Genomic DNA, 19,828 nt, shown 5'->3' with positions numbered 1-19,828 from the left:
ATATATCAACACTTGATGCGGTTTTTTAACCAACCTAGGCTACTTTTTAGTTTAGTAGCTTAACTTAGCTCATTAAAGCAATGATGTCGTACTCACAATAATGCCATTGTTATCGGCATACACATACATGCCAGAGTTAATAGTTAGACCGCCAAAGCTGATTTCGATATCCGTCTCACCCACACCTTTGCGATTGGATTTGCGGGGAATGGCGCCGAGCGCTTGTACGCCGATTGGCATTTTGCTCATATCATCCACATCGCGAACACAGCCATACACAATCACGCCAGCCCAGCCATTATCAACGCCGCTTTGTGCAATCATATCGCCCAGCAAGGCACAACGCATTGATGCCCCACCGTCTACCACCAAAACCTTGCCATTACCTTTATCATCTTTGCCATGCGTGGCTAACAACTCTTTAACACGGCTATTGTCTTCAAAGCATTTGACAGTTACTACTTCACCGCCAAATTTTGTTTTACCGCCATAACTAAAAAAGCGTTTGCCTTCCATGTTGGGTGCACAAACCTGACATTCTGGATTATCATCTAATAAATCGCACGTAATAAAATTTTGTAACGTCATGTCGCTCATCATCGTTCCTTAAGTCAATTATTTTTTTGGGAAGGTTAGTTTCTAAACCGCGTCATCGCTAGCATTTCACCGTTACTGATAACTTGGGTTTTTTTGGCAGTATCGACGCGATTAGCAGATTTTTCATAAGTATGTTTGATGTGCCAATTGTTGCTCACCAGCGCCATTGCCATCGCCACCCTATCGGCTTCTATGGGACGGACAGGCAGTTTTTTAGGTACGATAGGTTTGATGAGTTTGTACGCCGTCTGCGCGATGGTTTCAAATTTACGATCATCGTGTTTGCCAAGCAGCAAAGAGGGACGAAAAATTGCCAATTCTTGAAAGCCTAAATTGCCAATCGCAGTCTCAAGCTCACCTTTGACACGGTTATAAAAAAAGCGACTGTCAGCATTGGCGCCCATCGCCGATAACAAAAAAAACCGCTCTACGCCTTTTTGTTTGCAAGCTTTTGCAAATTCGACATTATAGGTAAAATCGATTTGCCGAAAGGCGGCTTCACTACCCGCTTCCTTAATGGTGGTACCCAGACAGCTAAAAGCATCGGTGTCTTTACCTATCGACAGCGCAGACACAAATTCATGCATTTGATTAAAATCTTTGAGCTGGTAGAAATGCATGGAATCACTCAATCCTTTTGGCTGAGAGCGCGCAATGATAATGACTTTTTGATACAAACTGCCAAGCTGGGTGAGTAATGAATTGCCTACCAAGCCGGTTGCACCGATGATTAATGCTGTGCGCTGCATAAAACAATGACCTCAGTATGAATATTTTTATGAGTTTTTAACGTCATTTTATTTAATCACAGATAATCAAAACTTTCACCTACAAATACGTTTTTTTCAGCGTTGACGGGCATTGCCCGATGGTTTTTTGACCAACAGACGAAATACGCTGAATAATCTGCCGAATAAGTTGTTATTGTAGCGTGAGTTTGCTAAAATAGCGGGCTTTAAATCCGCTTGATATCGTTAATTGTGTTTCCGTGTCTAGTGATTCAAGGATTCAAGCAACCCTAACTACCCGTGTCTGTAATAAGCGAATGGCTGCTCACTTACTAACAGATCGATTTATATTGCAAATCCAAGGAGATTTACGTGGCAAATTCTGCACAAGCTCGCAAACGCGCTCGTCAAAACGTTAAACGTCGTCAATTAAAAGCATCACAACGTTCTATGGTTCGTACTTTCATCAAACATGTGGTAAAAGCCGTTGAAGATAAAAACTACGAAGCAGCGACTGAAGCTTACAAAAAAGCAGTTCCAGTGATTGACCGTATTGCTGACAAAGGCGTGATTCACAAAAACAAAGCAGCACGTCATAAAAGCCGCTTAAATAAAGCAATTAAAGCCCTTAAAACTGCTTAATTGTTTGTTTAAAACTAAAAAAGCCAATTCGTATTGAATTGGCTTTTTTATTGAGCCCGATTTGGGTATACAACTGATTTAATTATAAAAAAAGCTGAAATCGAAATTTCAGCTTTTTATTTAGCTTACCTAAAAGCCCATTGATGCGTTTAATCATGGTTTTAATTATGCTTTTAACTCGGCAAGGACTTGTTCACTGACTTTATCAATCGCTTGTGTACCATCAAATTTGGCATAGCGAGGTGCGTTTTGACCCGATTTTGCCAAGTCTTGATAGAAACCAACCAAAGCTTCTGTTTGGTTATGATAAGTCGCTAAACGATCGCGGATGGTATCTTCTTTATCATCCTCACGCTGAACCAATTCTTCACCGGTTTCGTCATCTTTACCTTCCACTTTGGGTGGATTATAGACCACATGGTACACGCGACCTGAAGCAGGATGAGACCGACGACCTGACAAACGAGACACGATGTCTTCATCAGGTACTGCAATTTCTACCACGTTATCGATGTGTACGCCTGCATCGGCTAACGCTTGCGCTTGTGGAATGGTACGCGGAAAACCATCAAAAATACAGCCGTTGGCGCAATCTGGCTGCGCAATACGGGCTTTAACTAGGTTGATAATTAAATCATCTGAGACAAGTCCACCGGCATCCATGATACTTTTGGCTTGTTTGCCAAGCTCAGTACCTTCTTTGATAGCGGCACGTAGCATATCACCTGTTGAAATTTGTGGAATATTAAATTCCTTGGTGATGATTTGTGCTTGGGTACCCTTACCAGCGCCAGGTGGCCCTAAAAGAATAATACGCTTCATAAACCTATTCCTTAAGTCGAAATTATTAAAATCGCCCTATCTCATTACTGCAATAGCAAAAAAGACCCACAAATGGTGTGTTCGAATAACTAACAGTTTTGAAATACTGGGTTAACAATACTCGTTAACCGCTAAAATCTCAAGCAATTTTTGCAAAATAATTTAAATTGATAGGGGTATTAAAAATAAAAATGTGGCAAGCTTTAATCCGCCCTCTATTCAATTGAGCCCCTATTCAATCAAGATATTTTTCATAACGATTTAAGGCACGATTTTATCAATCAATACCGTTGTTGAGTCAGCCGTTTTCTCTAGCGGTACGGGGTTACTCGTCAAGTCACCGCTTTGCGGCATGGCGTCACCTGAAGCACTAACCCGGGCAGTAATCACCAATGCCTCATTCGTGCTAATCGCCGAGCTTAAGGTCATGGTCGGCATGATGCTATCGTTATCGCTGATGTTGATTGACATACCATTGATGGTTAAGCTATCTGCTGACAGTTTTTTGGCAGCAACAGGGGGACCACCTGCCATCTTACGCACATTAACAAATAAGCTTTCGCCTTTTTTCACCCGTCCTAATATCTCAGGGGTGACTTTGACATTGACTGTAATTGCCTGTTCGCCTTGGGCCTCACGCTGATTGATAGTCTGCTCAAGTTCAGATAGGCTGTTTAAAGCTTGGGTATGATCGCCAGGACGCGCTTGGATTTCGGTGCGTAGCAGTTCTACCCATTTTCGAGACTGCGCGTAGTTACCCGCTCGCATTTCGCCCATTGCCATCAGCATTTGTGCGCCTTGGTGTTTGGGACTTTTGGCTAGAATATGCTCAACTACTTGACGGGTTTTGTCATCCATTACCCCGCCTTGGGTGAAAAAGCTAGTTTGCGCATAGGTGATGGCGATTTTTTCATCATCAGGATTGAGACGATACGCCCTTGCCAAGGCTTCAATTGCTTGCTCGGGTGCTTGCAAGGCTACAAACACTTCAGAGAGACGAAACCAACGTAGCGGATCGGTGGCATGATGATGCACATTGGTTTGCATGGCACTAATGAGTCCCACGCTGTCTTTGGTCGCCCATTCGGGTGGCGTATCGATTTTTGCGGTCAGCAAATCATCCGCGACTTGTCCCAAGCGATTTTGTGCATCCCATAATTGATAGACGGGCGTGCGGTCGGCAATCATCACATAAGCCATCGCAGATAACAGCGGAATCCAGATGATAACTATCAGACGGCTTTTCCAATTGGGGGTAAAATGGCTGGTATCTTGATTGTCACTGATATCTAGTAATTGACGCTCTAACGCCAGTTTTTGGGTTTGATAAGTCGCCTCATCGATTTGACCCTCGCCAAAATCGGCATCAAGTTCTACCAATCGTTGTTTAAATACTTCAATATTGAGCGTTAGTAGCTGATTATCAGCGCGATTGGCAATAGCGTGATGGTCTTGGGTTTGCAACCAAGGTAACAAAATAAATACCGCAAGCGTGATAGCAAACAGAAGCGCGACAATGATAAAAATAATTAGCGTTGACATTAATTTTCCTTACCCACTGCTTGATTGATTTCACTAGTTTTAGCACTGGCAGCATTATCATTGGCGTTTAACAAGTCTTGTAACCGCTGTTGTTCGGCGGCTGAAAGTGGCGCATAGCCGTCTTCTATGGGATTGTCGATGACAGCGGCACGTTTTGACGAATTACGGTTACGAATAAACCAAGCCAGCATCACAAACACCAACAACACAGGCGGAAAAAACCATAAAATCCAGGTGGATGGGCGCACAGGTGGTTTGTAGCTAATAAAATCACCGTAACGCTCATTCATATACTGGCGAATTTCGGCGTCGGAACGACCGTCTTTGACCATGTCATAAGTCTTTTGTTTTAAATCTTGTGCAATTGGCGCATCGGAACCTGCCAAGTTTTGATTTTGACATTTTGGACAACGAAATTCTTCAATAAGTGCACGATACTGGGCTTCTTGGCGCGGGTTGTCAAATTGGTAGGTATCAATATTTGCCCAAGCCGACATGGATAACCCTGCGACCAACAACCCCATCGCCATCGCCCTGACTATCAAATGAAGAATTTTTGCAAATGTGATACTCATTGGCACACCTCACGAATTTTAGCATCGGCGGCTTGTTCACGCAGCGCAGTCATACAAGGCAATACTTGCTTATTGTAGCGCTCTTCGTTGATTTCACCCAAGATATGCTGGCGCACATTGCCTTTGCCATCAACCACAAACGACTCTGGCACACCTGTCAGACCCAAATCAATGCCAAAATTACCTTCTTTATCTTGCACATTGAGGGTAAATGGGTCTTCATGGGTGTTGAGATAATCGAGCGCGTCTTTGGTTTCATCTTTATAATTGACCCCAACAATCGGTACACCTGCTTTTGACATCTGCAATAAAAACGGATGTTCAACTTTACAAGTCACACACCAAGATGCCCATACATTGAGTAAAAATGGCTGTTTGGGTAACTGTGCTTGGGTAATCATTTGTGATGGGTTACCCAACGACGGTAAGCTAAAACTTGGCAAAGCGCGATTGAGCGAGGTGTTGGTCACTACTGTGGTGTCTTTGCCCAACCGCGTATAAAACAGCGCAATGATAATCAAAAAAAGCACCAAAGGAATCAAAAACCAAAGTTGTCTTTTACGCATTGCCATGAGCACTCTCCTGACCTAACTCATTGTCATTTTTTACTAATACAGGGGCGTTTGCCACTGGTGTGTTAATCGCTGCCAAATTACCCGACTTGTCATCACTCATATCAGCAAGTCTCGGCAGTTTACGATAACGTTTATCAAACATACTTAAAATCGCACCGAGCGCCAGCACAAAACCACCCCACCATACCCAGCGTACGCCAGGTTTGATATAGATACGCACCGCCCATTTAGTGGCATCAGCTTCCGTTTGATTGGCGTCCAAAATTGGCTCACCCATTGCCATGTAGATATCTCTTAATGGGTTGTACTGGATAGAAGCTTCGGTCATGGGCATTTGACTGACCACATAATGGCGTTTTTCTGGATAAAGGGTCGCGACTATTTGGTTATTTTTACGAACACTGACCACCGCTTGGGTAGCATCAAAGTTGGCACCGCGGATTTTTTTTAGCTCATCCATCGTAAACTGGTAGCCCTGTACTTCAACCGATTGGTTTTTTTGCATGGCAATGTCTTTTTCGATACTTAAGCTTGTGGTAATGGCAATGCCCATCACGGATAGCAAAATACCCAAATGCGCCAACTGCATTCCCCAATAGCCCATGTGCAGACGTTTTAGCCCAGCGCCCAGTGAGCGCGCGTTACGGGTTTTGTCTTTGATATCAATCACCATCCATACCAACACCCATAAACACAGTGCCGCGGACATAAAGATATTGATGTTAATGCTACTGACCAAGAAATAACTCAGAACACCGGCTAACACAAAACAACTGGCTAAAATCGCCAGGCCTATACCTAACAATGGACGGGTGTCTTTTTTCCAACGGCTGACAGGTCCAATGGCTAAAAACAACAACAATAACCAAGTTAACGGCACAAATAACGCATTAAAGTAAGGCGCACCCACCGATACTTGACCCAGTTTTAACGCATCGGCCAGCATTGGGTAAAGTGTCCCAATCACCACCACGATGGTTGCGACTAATATAATAATGTTATTGATGACCAATAATGTCTCACGAGATTTGAGCTGATAATGGCTTTCTTGGGTCAAACGCCAACCGCGCCACGCAAACATCGCCAGACCGCCACCGATTACCACGCCCAAAATCACTAGTATAAACAGACCGCGGGTGGGGTCTGCGGCAAATGAGTGAACCGAGGTAATGACCCCCGAACGTACCAAAAACGTACCCAATAAACTCAAGGCAAAGGTAAAAATCGCCAACATAATCGTCCAAGCTTTGAACACGCCGCGCTTTTCGGTGACTGCCAATGAGTGTAATAATGCCACACCACCGAGCCAAGGCATAAACGACGCGTTTTCCACAGGATCCCAAAACCACCAGCCGCCCCAGCCAAGCTCGTTGTATGCCCACATTGAGCCAAATACGATCCCTAAGGTTAAACAGCACCAAGCCGCTAGTGTCCAAGGACGCGACCAACGCGTCCAAACCGCATCTAACCGGCCCGCCCACAATGCTGCCATGGCAAAGGCAAACGGTACTACCGCGCCCACATAGCCCATGTATAGCATCGGCGGGTGAAAAATTAATCCGGGGTCTTGCAGTAGTGGATTCAAATCTTTGCCATCCACGGGGATGCTGGGTAGACTGCGATTAAAAGGTGACGACACAAAAATCACCATGCTTAGCATCATCATTTGCACAAAGGCTATAATCACCAACACGCGTGCGCGCATGGCAAGCGGCAAGCTTCGACTAAAAACGGCCACCGCCGCGCCCCAAGTCGCCAAAATAGTAACCCACAGTAACAGTGAGCCTTCATGCCCGCCCCACGTGGCTGATAAGCGATAGTACCAAGGCAGCAAAGAATTTGACTGATTGGCGACATAGATCAACGTAAAATCATTGGCATAAAACCCATACATCAGGCATAAAAATGACGTACCGGTTGCCAAAAACTGAGCAATGGCAAAACTTCCCGCCAGTCGTTGCCAAGCAGGTTGGTGTTTAAACACCCCCACTGCTGGCAAAATAACCTGTAAAATGGCAATCACCAAGGCTGAAATAAGCGCAAAATAGCCCAATTCAGTAATTAACATACCCACTGCTCCTATCGCTGTAGTGGTTATCACACTGTAGAATTTTCACCAAAAAAATGGGTCAAATTAATAAAACACCAATATCAAATGTATCCAGCCCGCCAAAAACCCTGTCACACCGCCCAAAATAATCAGTGTTAATTCATCTTCACGAAAGGCAGGACGCAACAGATTTTGAAATTCATTGGGCGTCAATGCGCGAATACGGTCTCGAAACAGCCCAAAGATTTTTTCCGCGCGGCTAAGGTTAAGCTCAGGATTACTCATCGGCACCATGGTCGCTGCAATTGACTTATCAATAATCACGTGTCTGAGCTGACCAAATTCTTTACGACCCAAACCAAATTTCAAGCTCGTTTGAATCACCTGTGATTCCAACATTGGGTTTAGGTGTTTTTTAATTAGCTCACGCGTTTGCATCGCACGGCTGCCATACATCATTTCATACATGATGTTTTTGAGCGTGACCAAATCTTTGACCACAATCTCAGCAAACACCTCAGAGACCTCAGGCTGGCGTTTCATAAAACCACCTTGCCAGTTAAATTGTCCCATATGCGGTTTTTCAAAGCGAATAAATGGCAATGAGTTGCTAAAACTAAAAAATTTGGGATAGCGATAATAATGCGGGTCAATTGGATTAAATACCATCCAGATAGCAATCCAGTTGGTCAACAGCCCCCAAATCGCAGCAAAAAACGGCACCGTCCAATGCTGCGGCACAAACCAAAAAATCGCCATCTGCAAAATACCAAATACAAACCCAATCAACGCACTGATATGCCAAATAAAATTAATCTCTTTTTGACCTACCTTCAAAAACATCCGCACCATCAGCGCACGGTCGCTTTCCATCTTGTTGACAATCATCTCGCGCATATCAACCAAGTTTTCGACATTGTAGGTCAAGTCGAGCACCAGATTTTTCATGATAGCTGGCAATTGCTCGTGTCCATACGCATAGATACGGCGTTTGACAGCAAAAGGCAGATTCGCCCATAGCGTTGCCGAGCGCTCATTCATGATTTCATCAATCAGCAAATCCAAATTTTGGTTCATGGTTTGGCTGATAAAATCTGCCACTTCTTCAGGGTGCATGGCTTGGAAAAACTCATCGAGCGAGCCAAGCTTGGATAAAGTTTGGTCAACGATAATCCCGGATATTTTACCCGCTTTGCGTGGCACAATGCCCTGCCAGCCGATACCGCCGCCTGGGAATCCTTGAATCTTAATGCCCCAAAAATGAATGGGATAAAATAGCATCTTGAGCGCCATCCATACATGCGCCCAAGTCACGACTGCCGTCACAAATGGAATGGTCAGCATGGCGAAAAATTGCGGATGGGTTGCAAGCTTGTGCCAAATTTCTGCAAACATATCAAAAAAGCTCACATGGTGAAAAAGCTAAAATCAAAGGACAATAAAACCGAGATGACATTATAAGGTTTGCTTGAAAACGTCTATACTATAAGTGGCTTAATAAGGGTGCGTTCAAACTGCTAGATTTTAGCACAGAAAGATATATTTTGCCTGAAGAAGTTGTATTTTTAGCGGTTTTGCGTCCCTATGTTATCATCCATATTGCCGTCAATGGTGCTATCATAATTTGATACATTTGTTTTGACAGCAGCCGTCAGTTATTTGCGATTTTGGCAGGATTTGGGCATGCTTATTTACCACATTTTATGCTAGTATATCGCTCTTAAATTTTGACTTAAGCCATCAGATTTAAGCTACCCATATTATATAGTAGCTGGGTGATATCCCTATATTTGCATTAAGCTAAACTTTCATCGCACCGCGACCCTTTTTAAAACCGTTCTAATTGCTGTTACCCGCTTATGAAACCACCCCATTCTTCAGATATGCAACGTGAAAATCTCATCTTTCGCCGTCGGGTAATTTTGGCATCGGTGTTTGTTTTTTTGGGCTTGGTTGGCTTGATTGTACGCTATGCTTATCTACAAATTTATACCCACGACCAGTACGTTACCCAGTCTGACAATAATCGTATTAAGCTGGTTTCTGCACCGCCCAGCCGCGGCTACATTTATGACCGGAACGGGGTGATTTTGGCAGATAACCAGCCTGTTTTTACCGCCGTCATCAGTCCTGATGAAATTGACAATCCTGACAATACCTTAGCACTACTTACCCCGATTTTTCAGTTGACACCTGAAGAAATCAGTGAAGCTTCAAAAGCCCTTAAAAAAAGTAAAAACGAACCTGTCACCATTAAAATCGGACTTACCGAACAGCAAGTTGCCCAGTTTAGTGAACGCAAACCGTTTTTTAAAGGCGTGACGATTCAAAGTAAACTCACGCGCACCTATCCCTACAGTGATTTGTTTGCCCATGTGATTGGCTATGTTGGGCGTATCAGCGACAATGATAGTAAAAAGTTGGATAAAAAGCTGTATGCAGGCACCGATCTGATAGGTAAAACAGGGATTGAAAAGTATTACGAGTCGCTGCTACTGGGCAAACCCGGTTATCAATCGATTGAAACCAATGCCTATGGCGATATCATCAAAAAACTCGATACCAAACCGCCCATTCCCGGCAATGATATTTATCTAAGCCTTGATTATGGCTTGCAAAAATTGACCAGCGATTTGTTAAATGGTAAACGCGGCGCCGCGGTGGCAATTGACCCAAGCACTGGCGAGATTTTAGCCTTTGTGAGCAACCCAAGTTTTGACCCCAATCCCTTTATCACTGGGATTAGTAGCAGAGAATACAAGGCGCTGCAACAAGACCCCGACATGCCACTGTACAATCGCGCGCTACAAGGGCAATATCCCCCGGGTTCTTCTATCAAACCGATTGAGGGTTTGGCAGGGATTCATTACGGCATGATGGGATGGGACAGTAGTATTTATGATCCGGGTTATTTTAGTCTGCCTGGCGATAGCCATAAATTTCGTGACTGGAAAAAATCAGGTCATGGTAACGTCAATTTGCATAAATCCGTGGTCGAATCTGTCGATACCTACTACTACAAGCTGTCTTATCAACTGGGTATTGACCGGCTTCATGATTGGATGACGCGTTTTAATTTTGGTAGTAAAACAGGGATTGATTTGCCGGGAGAAAAAACCGGCGTCTACCCTTCTACTGAGTGGAAAATGAAAACCTACAAAAAAGCCTGGTTGCCTGGGGAAACCATTTCTGTGAGTATCGGGCAAGGGTATTTTTTGGCGACCCCTTTACAGATTGCCAACGGTATCGCCATGTTAGCCAGCGATGGACAGCATTTAACCCCCCATCTGCTCAAAAAATCCACCGGTGCCGAACATGTCACCCCCATTGAAAAGCCCGATGGGAAAATTCAATACAACGGTAATCCCAATGATTGGCAGCGTATGCACCTAGCCATGGAAGATGTGGTCAAAAAAGGCACAGCGCATAGTATTTATACGCCAACTTATCGCATCGCTGGCAAAACAGGCACAGCGCAGGTCAAATCTATCGCACAAGGTAAACGCTATAACGAAGCCGCGCTTGACTCGCGTCACTGGGATCATGGCTGGTTTGTTGGCTTTGCCCCAGTAGAAAACCCGCAAATTGCCATTGCTGTTATCGTAGAGAATGGGCGTCATGGTGGCTGGGTAGCGCCGATTGTGCGTAAAATGATGGATTATTGGCTCATTGATAAAATCAGAAAACCGATTGTGCCACCGTCGCCTGAAGAACTTGTCAAAATCAATGCCGAAAAACAAGCCGCCAAATTACAACGTGAAGCGTTAGTTTTGTCGGGTAAACCTATTATCGCAAAACCCAATACCGCCAAACTCACTGCAGTGGGTGGCGCTGACTGACGTAATGTATGATGTCCAAAATTAGCAAACGACCCAATAAAGCTACCAAATCCCCGCCAGTTTCTCACGTGCGTATTATCGGCGGCGAGTATCGGCGGCGTTTGGTAGCGTTTATCGATGCCGATGGATTGAGGCCGACCCCCGACCGTGTCCGAGAGACAGTATTTAACTGGCTTACTGATGATTTAGTCAATGCCAAGGTACTAGATTGCTGTGCTGGTAGTGGGGTGCTCGGTTTTGAAGCCTTGTCGCGGGGTGCCAAGCAGTTAACTTCTATCGAGCCTAACCATGAGCAATTTAGGCAAATTAAAGCCACCCAAGCCCTGTTAGGTATTGCTGATACAAAAATTGTGACAATGGAAGCTACGATACAACATGCCTTACCACAACTGGCAAACACCGAGCCGTTTGATGTGGTATTTATCGACCCACCTTATCAACTAGCGTTGTGGGATACAATTTTGCATGGCTTAATAAACCATCAGTTAATTCATCCGCAGACATTACTGTATATCGAAAGCGATCAAGATCACACACAGTTGTTAGCATCATTCACCGCATCACTTGAGCCACTCAAATATAAAAAAATGGGTCAAATTTTTGCCGGCATTTATCAACTCAAAGCGCTTTAATTCGAAGCGTTTCAATTAAAAGCATTTTAATTCAAAGCCCTTGAATTAATGCATTAAAAAACCGACTGGATTAACCCAGTCGGCAAATATAATAACCATCACAGCCCTATAGCAAATCTACTATTAGCTCTTAACGCATATACCCACTTGTACGGCAGCAGCGGACGGACAAAAATATTTTGATGACTGTCCTTTTAAGTTGTTGGCTTCATACAGATAGCTGACCCCAACCACCATCAAAAATGTCACCACGAGCGATAACATAATCACCAGCACAACACTATGAATGTTGACTTTGGAGTGATGGCGTGTCATTTCCACACTATCATCAGTGTCTTTAGTATCGTTCACTTGATGAATCATAACTTGTATCCTAAAAAATTTGAAATTTAACTGTTTAAATTTCATCGTGTTACTTAGCAACTATCCATATATGACATAGACCATGATCTATGCGTGGTAGTGCTACAAAAGCAATTTACAAAGGTAATCAAACATTACATTTATCTTATAGTGATTACATTATACAATGTATTTGTTACTAAATTATAACAATAATAAAAAATTACACAATTGTTTTATCAGAAAAATTCCTATTTGGTCATTTTTTTCGATTAATGGTATAGTGTCATCAAACACTTGAAAAAATTTTTATCTAAACTGGTTAATAATCAATTATCTAGCTAAGCTCAATTAGCTAGTTAGCTAATTCCAAGAATCCGCTTTTTATCTTTATGACTGAAAATAACAATGAAAAAAAATACACACAAGCAATGGCAAGCGCTGTTATCTGCCAAACCTATCTATCATGGCAATCAGTTCACCCAATCCAAGACGTCAAGGACGGCATTTCATAAGGACTATGACAGGCTGGTTTTTTCGCAATCTTTTCGCCAATTGAATCAAAAAACCCAAGTGCATCCGTTAACCCATGAGATGGGTATTCATACCCGCTTAACCCATTCGCTTGAAGTATCTTGTATTGGTCGCTCGCTAGGGATGATGAGCGCGGAGAAACTCGGTAATGACCTGCCAAGCAGCTTTACCATGTCGGATATGGGGGTCATTGTACAAGCAGCTTGTTTGGCGCATGACATCGGTAACCCCCCATTTGGGCATGCAGGTGAGCAGGCGATTCGAGATTGGTTTTTTCAGCCTGCACAGCGCCAATATCTAAGGCGGCTTACCACGCGCCAGCAAATAGATTTATTAGCGTATGAAGGCAATGCGCAAGGCTTTCGACTGCTGACCCGTAACGAGCATCATCCCGATGAAGGCGGCATGCGTCTGACCGCGGCGACGCTTGGGGCTTTTATGAAATACCCTTATCTTTCCACCCCTATCAACCCAGTCAGCGACAGTGACTCACTGCCCTCACCGCTGACGCTCAAGAAATTTGGTTGTTTTGAAAGTGAAGCGCCGTATTTGCATGATTTGGCGGAGCAGCTGCGACTACCCAAGACCCCAAGAGGTTACGCGCGTCATCCATTGGCTTATTTGCTAGAAGCCGCCGATGATATTTGTTATGCGCTGATTGATTTGGAAGATGGGATTTTACTAGGTATGTTAGACTATCATGAAGTTGAGCCACTGCTGCTCAAACTCGTCGGTAAACGGCTTGGCGTACCATCTGAAGTGACGACCAATGCGCCTATCACCCAAAAATTAGCCGCGCTAAGAGGACGAGCAATGCGGCGATTGGTGGACAAAGTTACTGATGCCTTTGTTGCCAACCAAGCCGCCTTATTGGCAGGTGAGCTGACGGGCAGCTTGTTTGACTACTGCCCCAATAACGTACGCAGTAGTATCAGTGAAGCCAAAAGCCTAGCCAATACCCGTATTTTTCAACATCCGAGCAAAGTACGCGTTGAAATCATGTCAAACCGCTGTTTACATACGCTACTTGATGCGTTTATGCCGCTGGCGTTGACGGGTAATTCAGCAGACAGTATTTCTCAGTTTGAGCAATTACGACTGCTTAATCTATTAAATGCCCATTTAAGCAATGTTAGTCGGCAATTAGGGGATGATGTTTATCAAAATATCTTGTGTATTTTAGACATGCTGACTGGCATGAATGATCATGAAGCCTATCGGCTCGCGCAAGCGTTGAAGGGCAATTGGTCGGTGAATATTTAAACATCATCGCTGAGCATCAATCGTCAACGATTGTATATTTGGCGTTTTCGGCTTAGAATATTTTTCCTTATTTAACCCGCTGATTGGATACCTAATGACTAGCCGTGACTTGCAAAAACGCCAAACCCGTCAAGCCTTTTTTCAATCGGTGCTTCAGTTATCGAGGTCAGGGCATGCGTTTTCGTCGATTTCACTTCGCCAGATTAGCCGCGAAGTGGGCGTAGTGCCAACGGCTTTTTATCGACATTTTCAGGATATCGATGAGCTTGGCACCTGCTTAGTCAATGAAGAACTCGGTCACACGCTGCAAAGTCTGCGCGATCATTTGCAGCTGGGTCGTACCCGAACGCATGAAGGGCAAATTGCCTCAAGCGTGCGTTTCTTTTTGGAAAGTGTGGAGCACGCGTCATTGCACTGGCACTTTATTGTCTCTGAGCGCTATGGTGGTAACCAAGCTGTGCAAAACGCACTCGATGAGCAAATCAGCTTGTTCGCGCAAATCATGACCGATGATTTGGCGATGCAGCCTGCCTTTGGTCATTTAAATCAAGAAGTGCGCCTATTGATTGCGGATATGGGCGTGAATATGTATTTTTCTTGGGTGTATAAATGGCTCAAATTTGACCCTACAGAGTTACAAAGTAAGCAAGATTATCTCAATCGCTGTATCAAACAGGCGCAAGTGCTGTTTTATGGCGTCCGTAATTGGTGCCCTTAATAAAAAATTAAGCTAAAAAACAGTTAAACCAACAGACAGTGAAACCAAAAAAAGGCTGAGTTAATGCTCAGCCTTTGTTATTACTATTTATTAACCCGTTAATAGCGCCAGTTATAAATCAAATCGACAGAGTTATTGATGGCAGATTTAGCCTCAATGTATAAGCGCCTTGTTAATTGATAACGCATACTAAGCTCAGGCTGCGAGGTGAACACGCCTACCCCATACCGTATAAACAAGTCTGGCGTGATATACCCTGTTAGACTAACCAAAGTGTCATTGCCCGAGCCATTGGCGTCTAACGTTAAACGCTGCAACCCAAACGCCCGACCAATTTGGTTGGTAAATTTGCGCGTCCCGCTTAAGCCATAACTTAACCCTGCTGCGGCAATGGTATTGTTGACGCGGTTTCTAAAGTCTTGTTCGTTGGTATTTTGACCTGAATTGTTATTTAGGCTACCCGTCACCAACGCATTCATCGCCTGTTGTTCACTGAGTCCGCCATTATTGAACACGGTGATACTTGGCGCACTGGCACTGCCTTTGACTTTGACACCCACTTGTACGCCTTGCACGTCTTTTACTGCCTCTACGTTTAGCAGTGGTTTCATCACTTCACCATTGAACCGAACTTGCGCAAAGTTTAGATTCAAGCTTTGACCAAACACTTCGACTTTTGAGCGGCGTGATACTTGCACCACCCCTTCTGCTTTCATGGTGCCTTGACCGCGCTGGGTGATATGCAGCGCACCCGCCAATGGTAAGCGTGCCCCAAAACCTTGGAAGCTTATGCGATCGCCGAGATCTACACCCACATCCGCGTTGATATTCCAAGGTTGGGTGACTTTTAGTACATCATCAATCTGACCCATCAAGCGTCTATCAATCACGTTAACATCTGGGGATTTGCTGACCACATTGCCTGTGGTTTCAGGGGGGCGAATGGTGGCGCGAGGCACATCAATCACGCCGACGATATTCACGTAGCGCTGGCTAGGTTTGACAATCACATCAAAAATTGGATTAATAATGGCAGTAATCGCCGGCGGCTGGCTCACTTGCAGCGCTTTACCTTGCAGCTTCAGCTTGGCTTGCAGCTCACGTGTCCAGTCAACTGTACCGGTAATGGTGCCTTGACCATCGCCTGCACTGGCAAAAGACCCATCAATAGAGGCTTGATTGCCTGTCACGTGTGATAATACATTAATCTTGTCAAAGCGCATCGGCACACCTGTGATGCTAAGACCGGCATCTTGTAGCTCAATATCGCCAACAAATTTGGGCTGCATTAATGAACCACTGATTTTACCTGCCACTAGACCGTTACCGGTCAAGCGTTCAAACGATGGGAAGAAAGGTTTAAATACCGCCAAGTCAATATCTTGAAAAACAACGGTGCCTGAAATCGGTTTTGACTGTATGTAGGGATTGACGGTGGCGTCCAAATAACCATTGCCCGCGCCATTGGCGGTTTTGATATCTGCACGAAGTTTTAGCCCTTCTGCGGTTGAACGCGCAATGACACTGATACGCTCATAAGCAATAGTCGTTGGATTTTCTTCAGGAGTTTGTGCGGCAGTACCAAATACCCCATTATCGGTAAAGAAGCTGGCATTGATACTGGGTCGTTGGTTCTTCTGCCAATGAACGAGTGCAGTGCCGTTGAGTTTTCCTGACCAAGCGATATCACGCGGCATCACCACAGAGAAAATTTGGCTATCAATTTGTTGCACGCTGACATCGACATTGCCTTGCCCATTACTGACCACAAGGTTATTTTTTAGACACAGACTGCCGTTTTGACCCACCATTTGCCAGCAGTGTGCCGCCATTTGTACATTCAGATTTTGCCAGCCAAATAGCATTTGGGCGGGTTGTAGCTGTTGCAACTTGGCATATTTGGTACCAATTTGTCCATTGCCGAGCATACCCGACCACTGTTTTTTGGCAAGATCGATACGACCTTTGAGCGTCGCTTGTACTTGTCCTTTGGTACTATCTGCTTTGACATCCAAGGTGTGATTGTCTTGGGTACCGTTAAAATACAGTTGCAAAGAGCGCAGCGGTTGATTAGCGATGTTGATACCCGTTGCAGTCAATTGCAACTGACTGGGTGATTTGGCAAGGTTGACCAATTTGCCGGTGACTTTGGCATCGAGTACCACAAAGTTTGGCAGTGAAATGTTACGCCCGACTAAATCCACATAGATATTAGGCAGGGCTTGGTTGTTATCTTGGGTTAAGACAATACCGCCTTTAACGATCCCTTTTAGCTGTGGCATCAGCTGATTGAGTGTGCTGATATCGACACTGGTCACCAGTTGGTTTTGGTTGCCATTGGCGGTGATGCGATTGCTACCCCATTGTACCAGCAGATTATTGGCTTGCAGACTGTCAATAAGACGGCGAATTTGTCCGTATTTTTGACTATTGGCACTATTTTCAATGACTTGACGCAGACTACTTAGATCTTTTGGCAAATTCAGTTTTGCGGTCAATTGACCCGTTGCCATCAAGGGTTGATTTTTTAGTCTCCCTTTGAGGTTCATATTGGCGATATGAATGTACTGAGCGCCTGCCCGCCAATAGCCATCGGTATTGATGGTACCGGTGATTTGGCTTGGCAGACTTGGCACAAAATAGCTGGCATCAAAATTTTTCATGTCGGCATTGATATTCCAGCCGGCACCATTGGTCATATCAATGCTACCGTTAGCATTGATATAGCCTTCTTTACCTTGATGACTAAATTGATTAATTTTTAGCTGTTGTGGCGTGCCTGCGATATCAAATTTAAATGAGCCTGCGGGTACGTTTGGCGCATTGAGGCTACCATCAAATTTGGCGGCGATATAAGATAATTTATTACCGAGTACATCGGCACGTACTTTGCCCGTGCCTTTTAATGCTAAGTGTTTTTTGCTATTGTTGGCGCCCAATAAATCCCCTGTCATGTCAATTTGGTTGATAGTGACATCATGACGGTTCAACACCGCTCGATTGGCTTGACGGATCTGTTGCAGGGTGCCGCTGGCAACCACATTGCCCGACAAGTCTTGCAGCGGGATGCTATTTAAAATGCTGTGGGCATTTAAATGATTGGTTTTGGCATTGATTTGCCAAGCTAACGGCTGATTGCCGCTGGCTAGTTTGATTTTACCATTGCCTGCCAAATTACCTGCCACGCCTTGGTACACCAATTGAGTGATGTCAACCAGCTGACCTGTTTTGTTGACATTGACTTGGTAATTACCGCTTGGGGCTTGATTGAGCTTTAGTATATTGGCATTGACTTGCGCTTGTACACTGCTGGGTCGCTTGCCGTCTGCCGGCTGAAAAATCACGTGCGCTTTGCCGTTGGGACTGTTAAGCTCGCCAATACTCGGTAGATTGTGACGTATCAGCTGTTGCCAATTGGCATCGATAGTATAAGGTTTATGGTTGCCTTTGGCTTGTCGGATATCGGCATTGATAATTTCACCGTCATCTTGGCGCAGATTTGCCCGTACTTGCATCGGCAATTTATCGGTTGCCACATCATAGACAATGCCTAATTTGCCTGTTAAAGTCTCTGGCGCATAGGGGGCGATGTCTTTTGACAACAACTGACGAATCTTAAAGCCATTCCCCGTATTCATCAGGGCAATACGGGTGCGGTCATGCCAATCAATCGTGCCTTGACTCGTCAATGTGCCTTGCGCGACTTTAGCCGTGAGGTATTCGATACTGAGTTTTTGATTGGCAATCACGCCGCGACCTTGATAATGCCCATCGGGGATATCTTTGGCAGTCAAATCAGCATTGATACGCAGCTGGATATTATTGGTCACCCCTGTCGCGGTCGCTAGCCCATTTTTTAGGTGGATGTTTTGACTGGTGGCATAGGGTAATAACACATCTTTCCATTCAAGCTTGGCATTAAATGGCGCGTTTTTATCCATCGGCTGCGCCGTTACGTGCCCAGTAACATCCGATTTATTGTATTTACTTTTTATATCCGCGGTCAAAAATTTCAAACTGCCTGTGGCATGTGTATCAAGCGCATCGACATATACTTTTGACAATGAATTGACAATAACCAGTCCTGTCACATCCAGCGGATAATCATGCTGCAGATCAATTTTTCCTTTGATTTTATCAACGCTTAATAAATTGTTATATGCCAATTTGCCTTCGCCAACCGTGATTTTAGTATCATACCAAGTAAAGTCTTGGATATGGGCTTGTTTAAAATCGATGGGGTCGCGGGTCACTTGCTGATAGCGTACTAAATTCGCTTTTACGTCATCTAAGATTAAGTTAACAGGCAGTGCGATGCGTGAGTAATCAAAGGGTTTATTGGAAGGGGGTTTTTTGTAGGTGATGACCATGCGATTGATGTTGGCTTCACGCAAATGCACTTGTTTATGGATGAGGGCGCGCCAGCCAATTTTGACATAGGCTTTATCAACGGTGACTTCGACATAATTTTTTGGCGGTTTATCAGGAATTTTAAGATCGTAAACCCAAATGCCATCGCGAAGATTGCCTTTACCATATTTTAGGCTGATACCTGTTTCTTGAACGATGGCATTGATAAGTAACCGTGTACCCCATGGCGTGCCGACGGCATAATAAGCCCCTAATAAAATTGCAATCAAAATAACGGCTAACACCATCACAATCTTGGTGACAAGACCCTGTCGATACCAGTGCCGAAGCCAACCCGTATCTTCTTTTGCTGGGTCTAAATCATCACTAGTTGCCGTATCCGCATGGTTAGCGTCTAAATCTTTACCGTCTGGACTTTTAGGGTCTAGATTTTTAGCGTCTAGGTCATTATCTACCAACGATTTATCGTCAGGCTTGGTGCCATCTTCGGGCAATGAGTCGTTGTTATTATCGTCTTTCATTAATATCGCAAATCAATCGTTGGCTAACTACAAAAACACAGGTTCTATGCGCTGTATATTGGATAAACCTTACATAC

Annotated in this window: 15 protein-coding genes; 5 read left to right on the top strand and 10 right to left on the bottom strand. The window is 44.4% G+C overall.

Translation table 11 applies throughout. The features are described 5' to 3' along the window. Positions 1-72: 72 nt before the first annotated feature. A complete protein-coding gene (gene rraA, locus RTJ53_RS01330; protein WP_312275507.1) occupies positions 73-588 on the bottom strand; it encodes a ribonuclease E activity regulator RraA in 516 nt (171 codons plus the stop codon). 44 nt (positions 589-632) lie between these two features. Beyond that, positions 633-1,346: an NAD-dependent epimerase/dehydratase family protein gene (locus tag RTJ53_RS01325; RefSeq protein ID WP_312275506.1), complete on the bottom strand. Its 714-nt coding sequence runs from the start codon at positions 1,344-1,346 to the stop codon at positions 633-635. A gap of 351 nt (positions 1,347-1,697) precedes the next feature. Between RTJ53_RS01325 and rpsT the strand changes: the two genes are divergently transcribed. Next, entirely contained in the window at positions 1,698-1,967 is a 270-nt protein-coding gene (rpsT, locus tag RTJ53_RS01320; RefSeq protein WP_007117302.1) for a 30S ribosomal protein S20, read from the top strand. A 165-nt stretch (positions 1,968-2,132) separates the two neighbouring features. Here the strand turns inward: rpsT and adk are convergent, their stop codons facing one another. The 6 genes from adk to RTJ53_RS01290 all read right to left on the bottom strand — a co-directional run bounded on the left by adk (position 2,133) and on the right by RTJ53_RS01290 (position 8,926). Beyond that, positions 2,133-2,789, bottom strand: coding sequence for an adenylate kinase (adk, locus tag RTJ53_RS01315; protein WP_312275505.1), 657 nt, complete (start codon positions 2,787-2,789; stop codon positions 2,133-2,135). Between the two features lie 261 nt (positions 2,790-3,050). Then, complete coding sequence (ccmI, locus tag RTJ53_RS01310; protein ID WP_312275504.1) at positions 3,051-4,331, bottom strand: c-type cytochrome biogenesis protein CcmI; 1,281 nt, start codon at positions 4,329-4,331, stop codon at positions 3,051-3,053. Then, positions 4,331-4,861, bottom strand: coding sequence for a cytochrome c-type biogenesis protein (locus RTJ53_RS01305; RefSeq protein WP_312275910.1), 531 nt, complete (start codon positions 4,859-4,861; stop codon positions 4,331-4,333). Before RTJ53_RS01305 ends, ccmI begins: the two co-directional genes overlap by 1 nt. Before the next feature lie 41 nt (positions 4,862-4,902). After that, positions 4,903-5,478, bottom strand: a complete 576-nt coding sequence (locus RTJ53_RS01300) for a DsbE family thiol:disulfide interchange protein (protein ID WP_050325568.1) — start codon at positions 5,476-5,478, stop codon at positions 4,903-4,905. Beyond that, entirely contained in the window at positions 5,465-7,549 is a 2,085-nt protein-coding gene (locus tag RTJ53_RS01295) for a heme lyase CcmF/NrfE family subunit (protein WP_312275503.1), read from the bottom strand. The genes RTJ53_RS01300 and RTJ53_RS01295 overlap by 14 nt, the downstream gene beginning before the upstream one ends. A gap of 66 nt (positions 7,550-7,615) precedes the next feature. Further along, on the bottom strand, positions 7,616-8,926 hold the full coding sequence (locus tag RTJ53_RS01290) for a DUF445 domain-containing protein (RefSeq protein WP_312275502.1): 1,311 nt from the start codon (positions 8,924-8,926) through the stop codon (positions 7,616-7,618). A 464-nt stretch (positions 8,927-9,390) separates the two neighbouring features. On the opposite strand from RTJ53_RS01290, the gene mrdA reads away from it, so the two are divergent. Both mrdA and rsmD read left to right on the top strand, forming a co-directional pair. Further along, positions 9,391-11,370, top strand: coding sequence for a penicillin-binding protein 2 (gene mrdA, locus RTJ53_RS01285; protein WP_312275501.1), 1,980 nt, complete (start codon positions 9,391-9,393; stop codon positions 11,368-11,370). Positions 11,371-11,378: 8 nt separating this feature from the next. Continuing rightward, complete coding sequence (gene rsmD, locus RTJ53_RS01280; protein WP_312275500.1) at positions 11,379-12,002, top strand: 16S rRNA (guanine(966)-N(2))-methyltransferase RsmD; 624 nt, start codon at positions 11,379-11,381, stop codon at positions 12,000-12,002. Positions 12,003-12,125: 123 nt separating this feature from the next. On the opposite strand, the gene RTJ53_RS01275 is transcribed toward rsmD, so the two are convergent. Beyond that, a complete protein-coding gene (locus tag RTJ53_RS01275; RefSeq protein WP_312275499.1) occupies positions 12,126-12,365 on the bottom strand; it encodes a hypothetical protein in 240 nt (79 codons plus the stop codon). 387 nt (positions 12,366-12,752) lie between these two features. Here RTJ53_RS01275 and RTJ53_RS01270 point away from each other — a divergent pair, with 387 nt between their 5' ends. Then, positions 12,753-14,141, top strand: coding sequence for a deoxyguanosinetriphosphate triphosphohydrolase (locus RTJ53_RS01270; RefSeq protein WP_312275498.1), 1,389 nt, complete (start codon positions 12,753-12,755; stop codon positions 14,139-14,141). Between the two features lie 94 nt (positions 14,142-14,235). Beyond that, positions 14,236-14,859, top strand: a complete 624-nt coding sequence (locus tag RTJ53_RS01265; RefSeq protein WP_312275497.1) for a TetR family transcriptional regulator — start codon at positions 14,236-14,238, stop codon at positions 14,857-14,859. 98 nt (positions 14,860-14,957) lie between these two features. On the opposite strand, the gene RTJ53_RS01260 is transcribed toward RTJ53_RS01265, so the two are convergent. Then, positions 14,958-19,751, bottom strand: coding sequence for a translocation/assembly module TamB domain-containing protein (locus tag RTJ53_RS01260; protein WP_312275496.1), 4,794 nt, complete (start codon positions 19,749-19,751; stop codon positions 14,958-14,960). Positions 19,752-19,828 lie beyond the last annotated feature (77 nt).

It is taken from the genome of Moraxella sp. CTOTU46711, assembly GCF_031975715.1.
In the GTDB taxonomy this organism is placed as follows: domain Bacteria; phylum Pseudomonadota; class Gammaproteobacteria; order Pseudomonadales; family Moraxellaceae; genus Faucicola.
The sequence above is the reverse complement of the archived record's forward strand: the minus strand, read 5'-3'. Positions and strand labels throughout refer to the sequence as shown.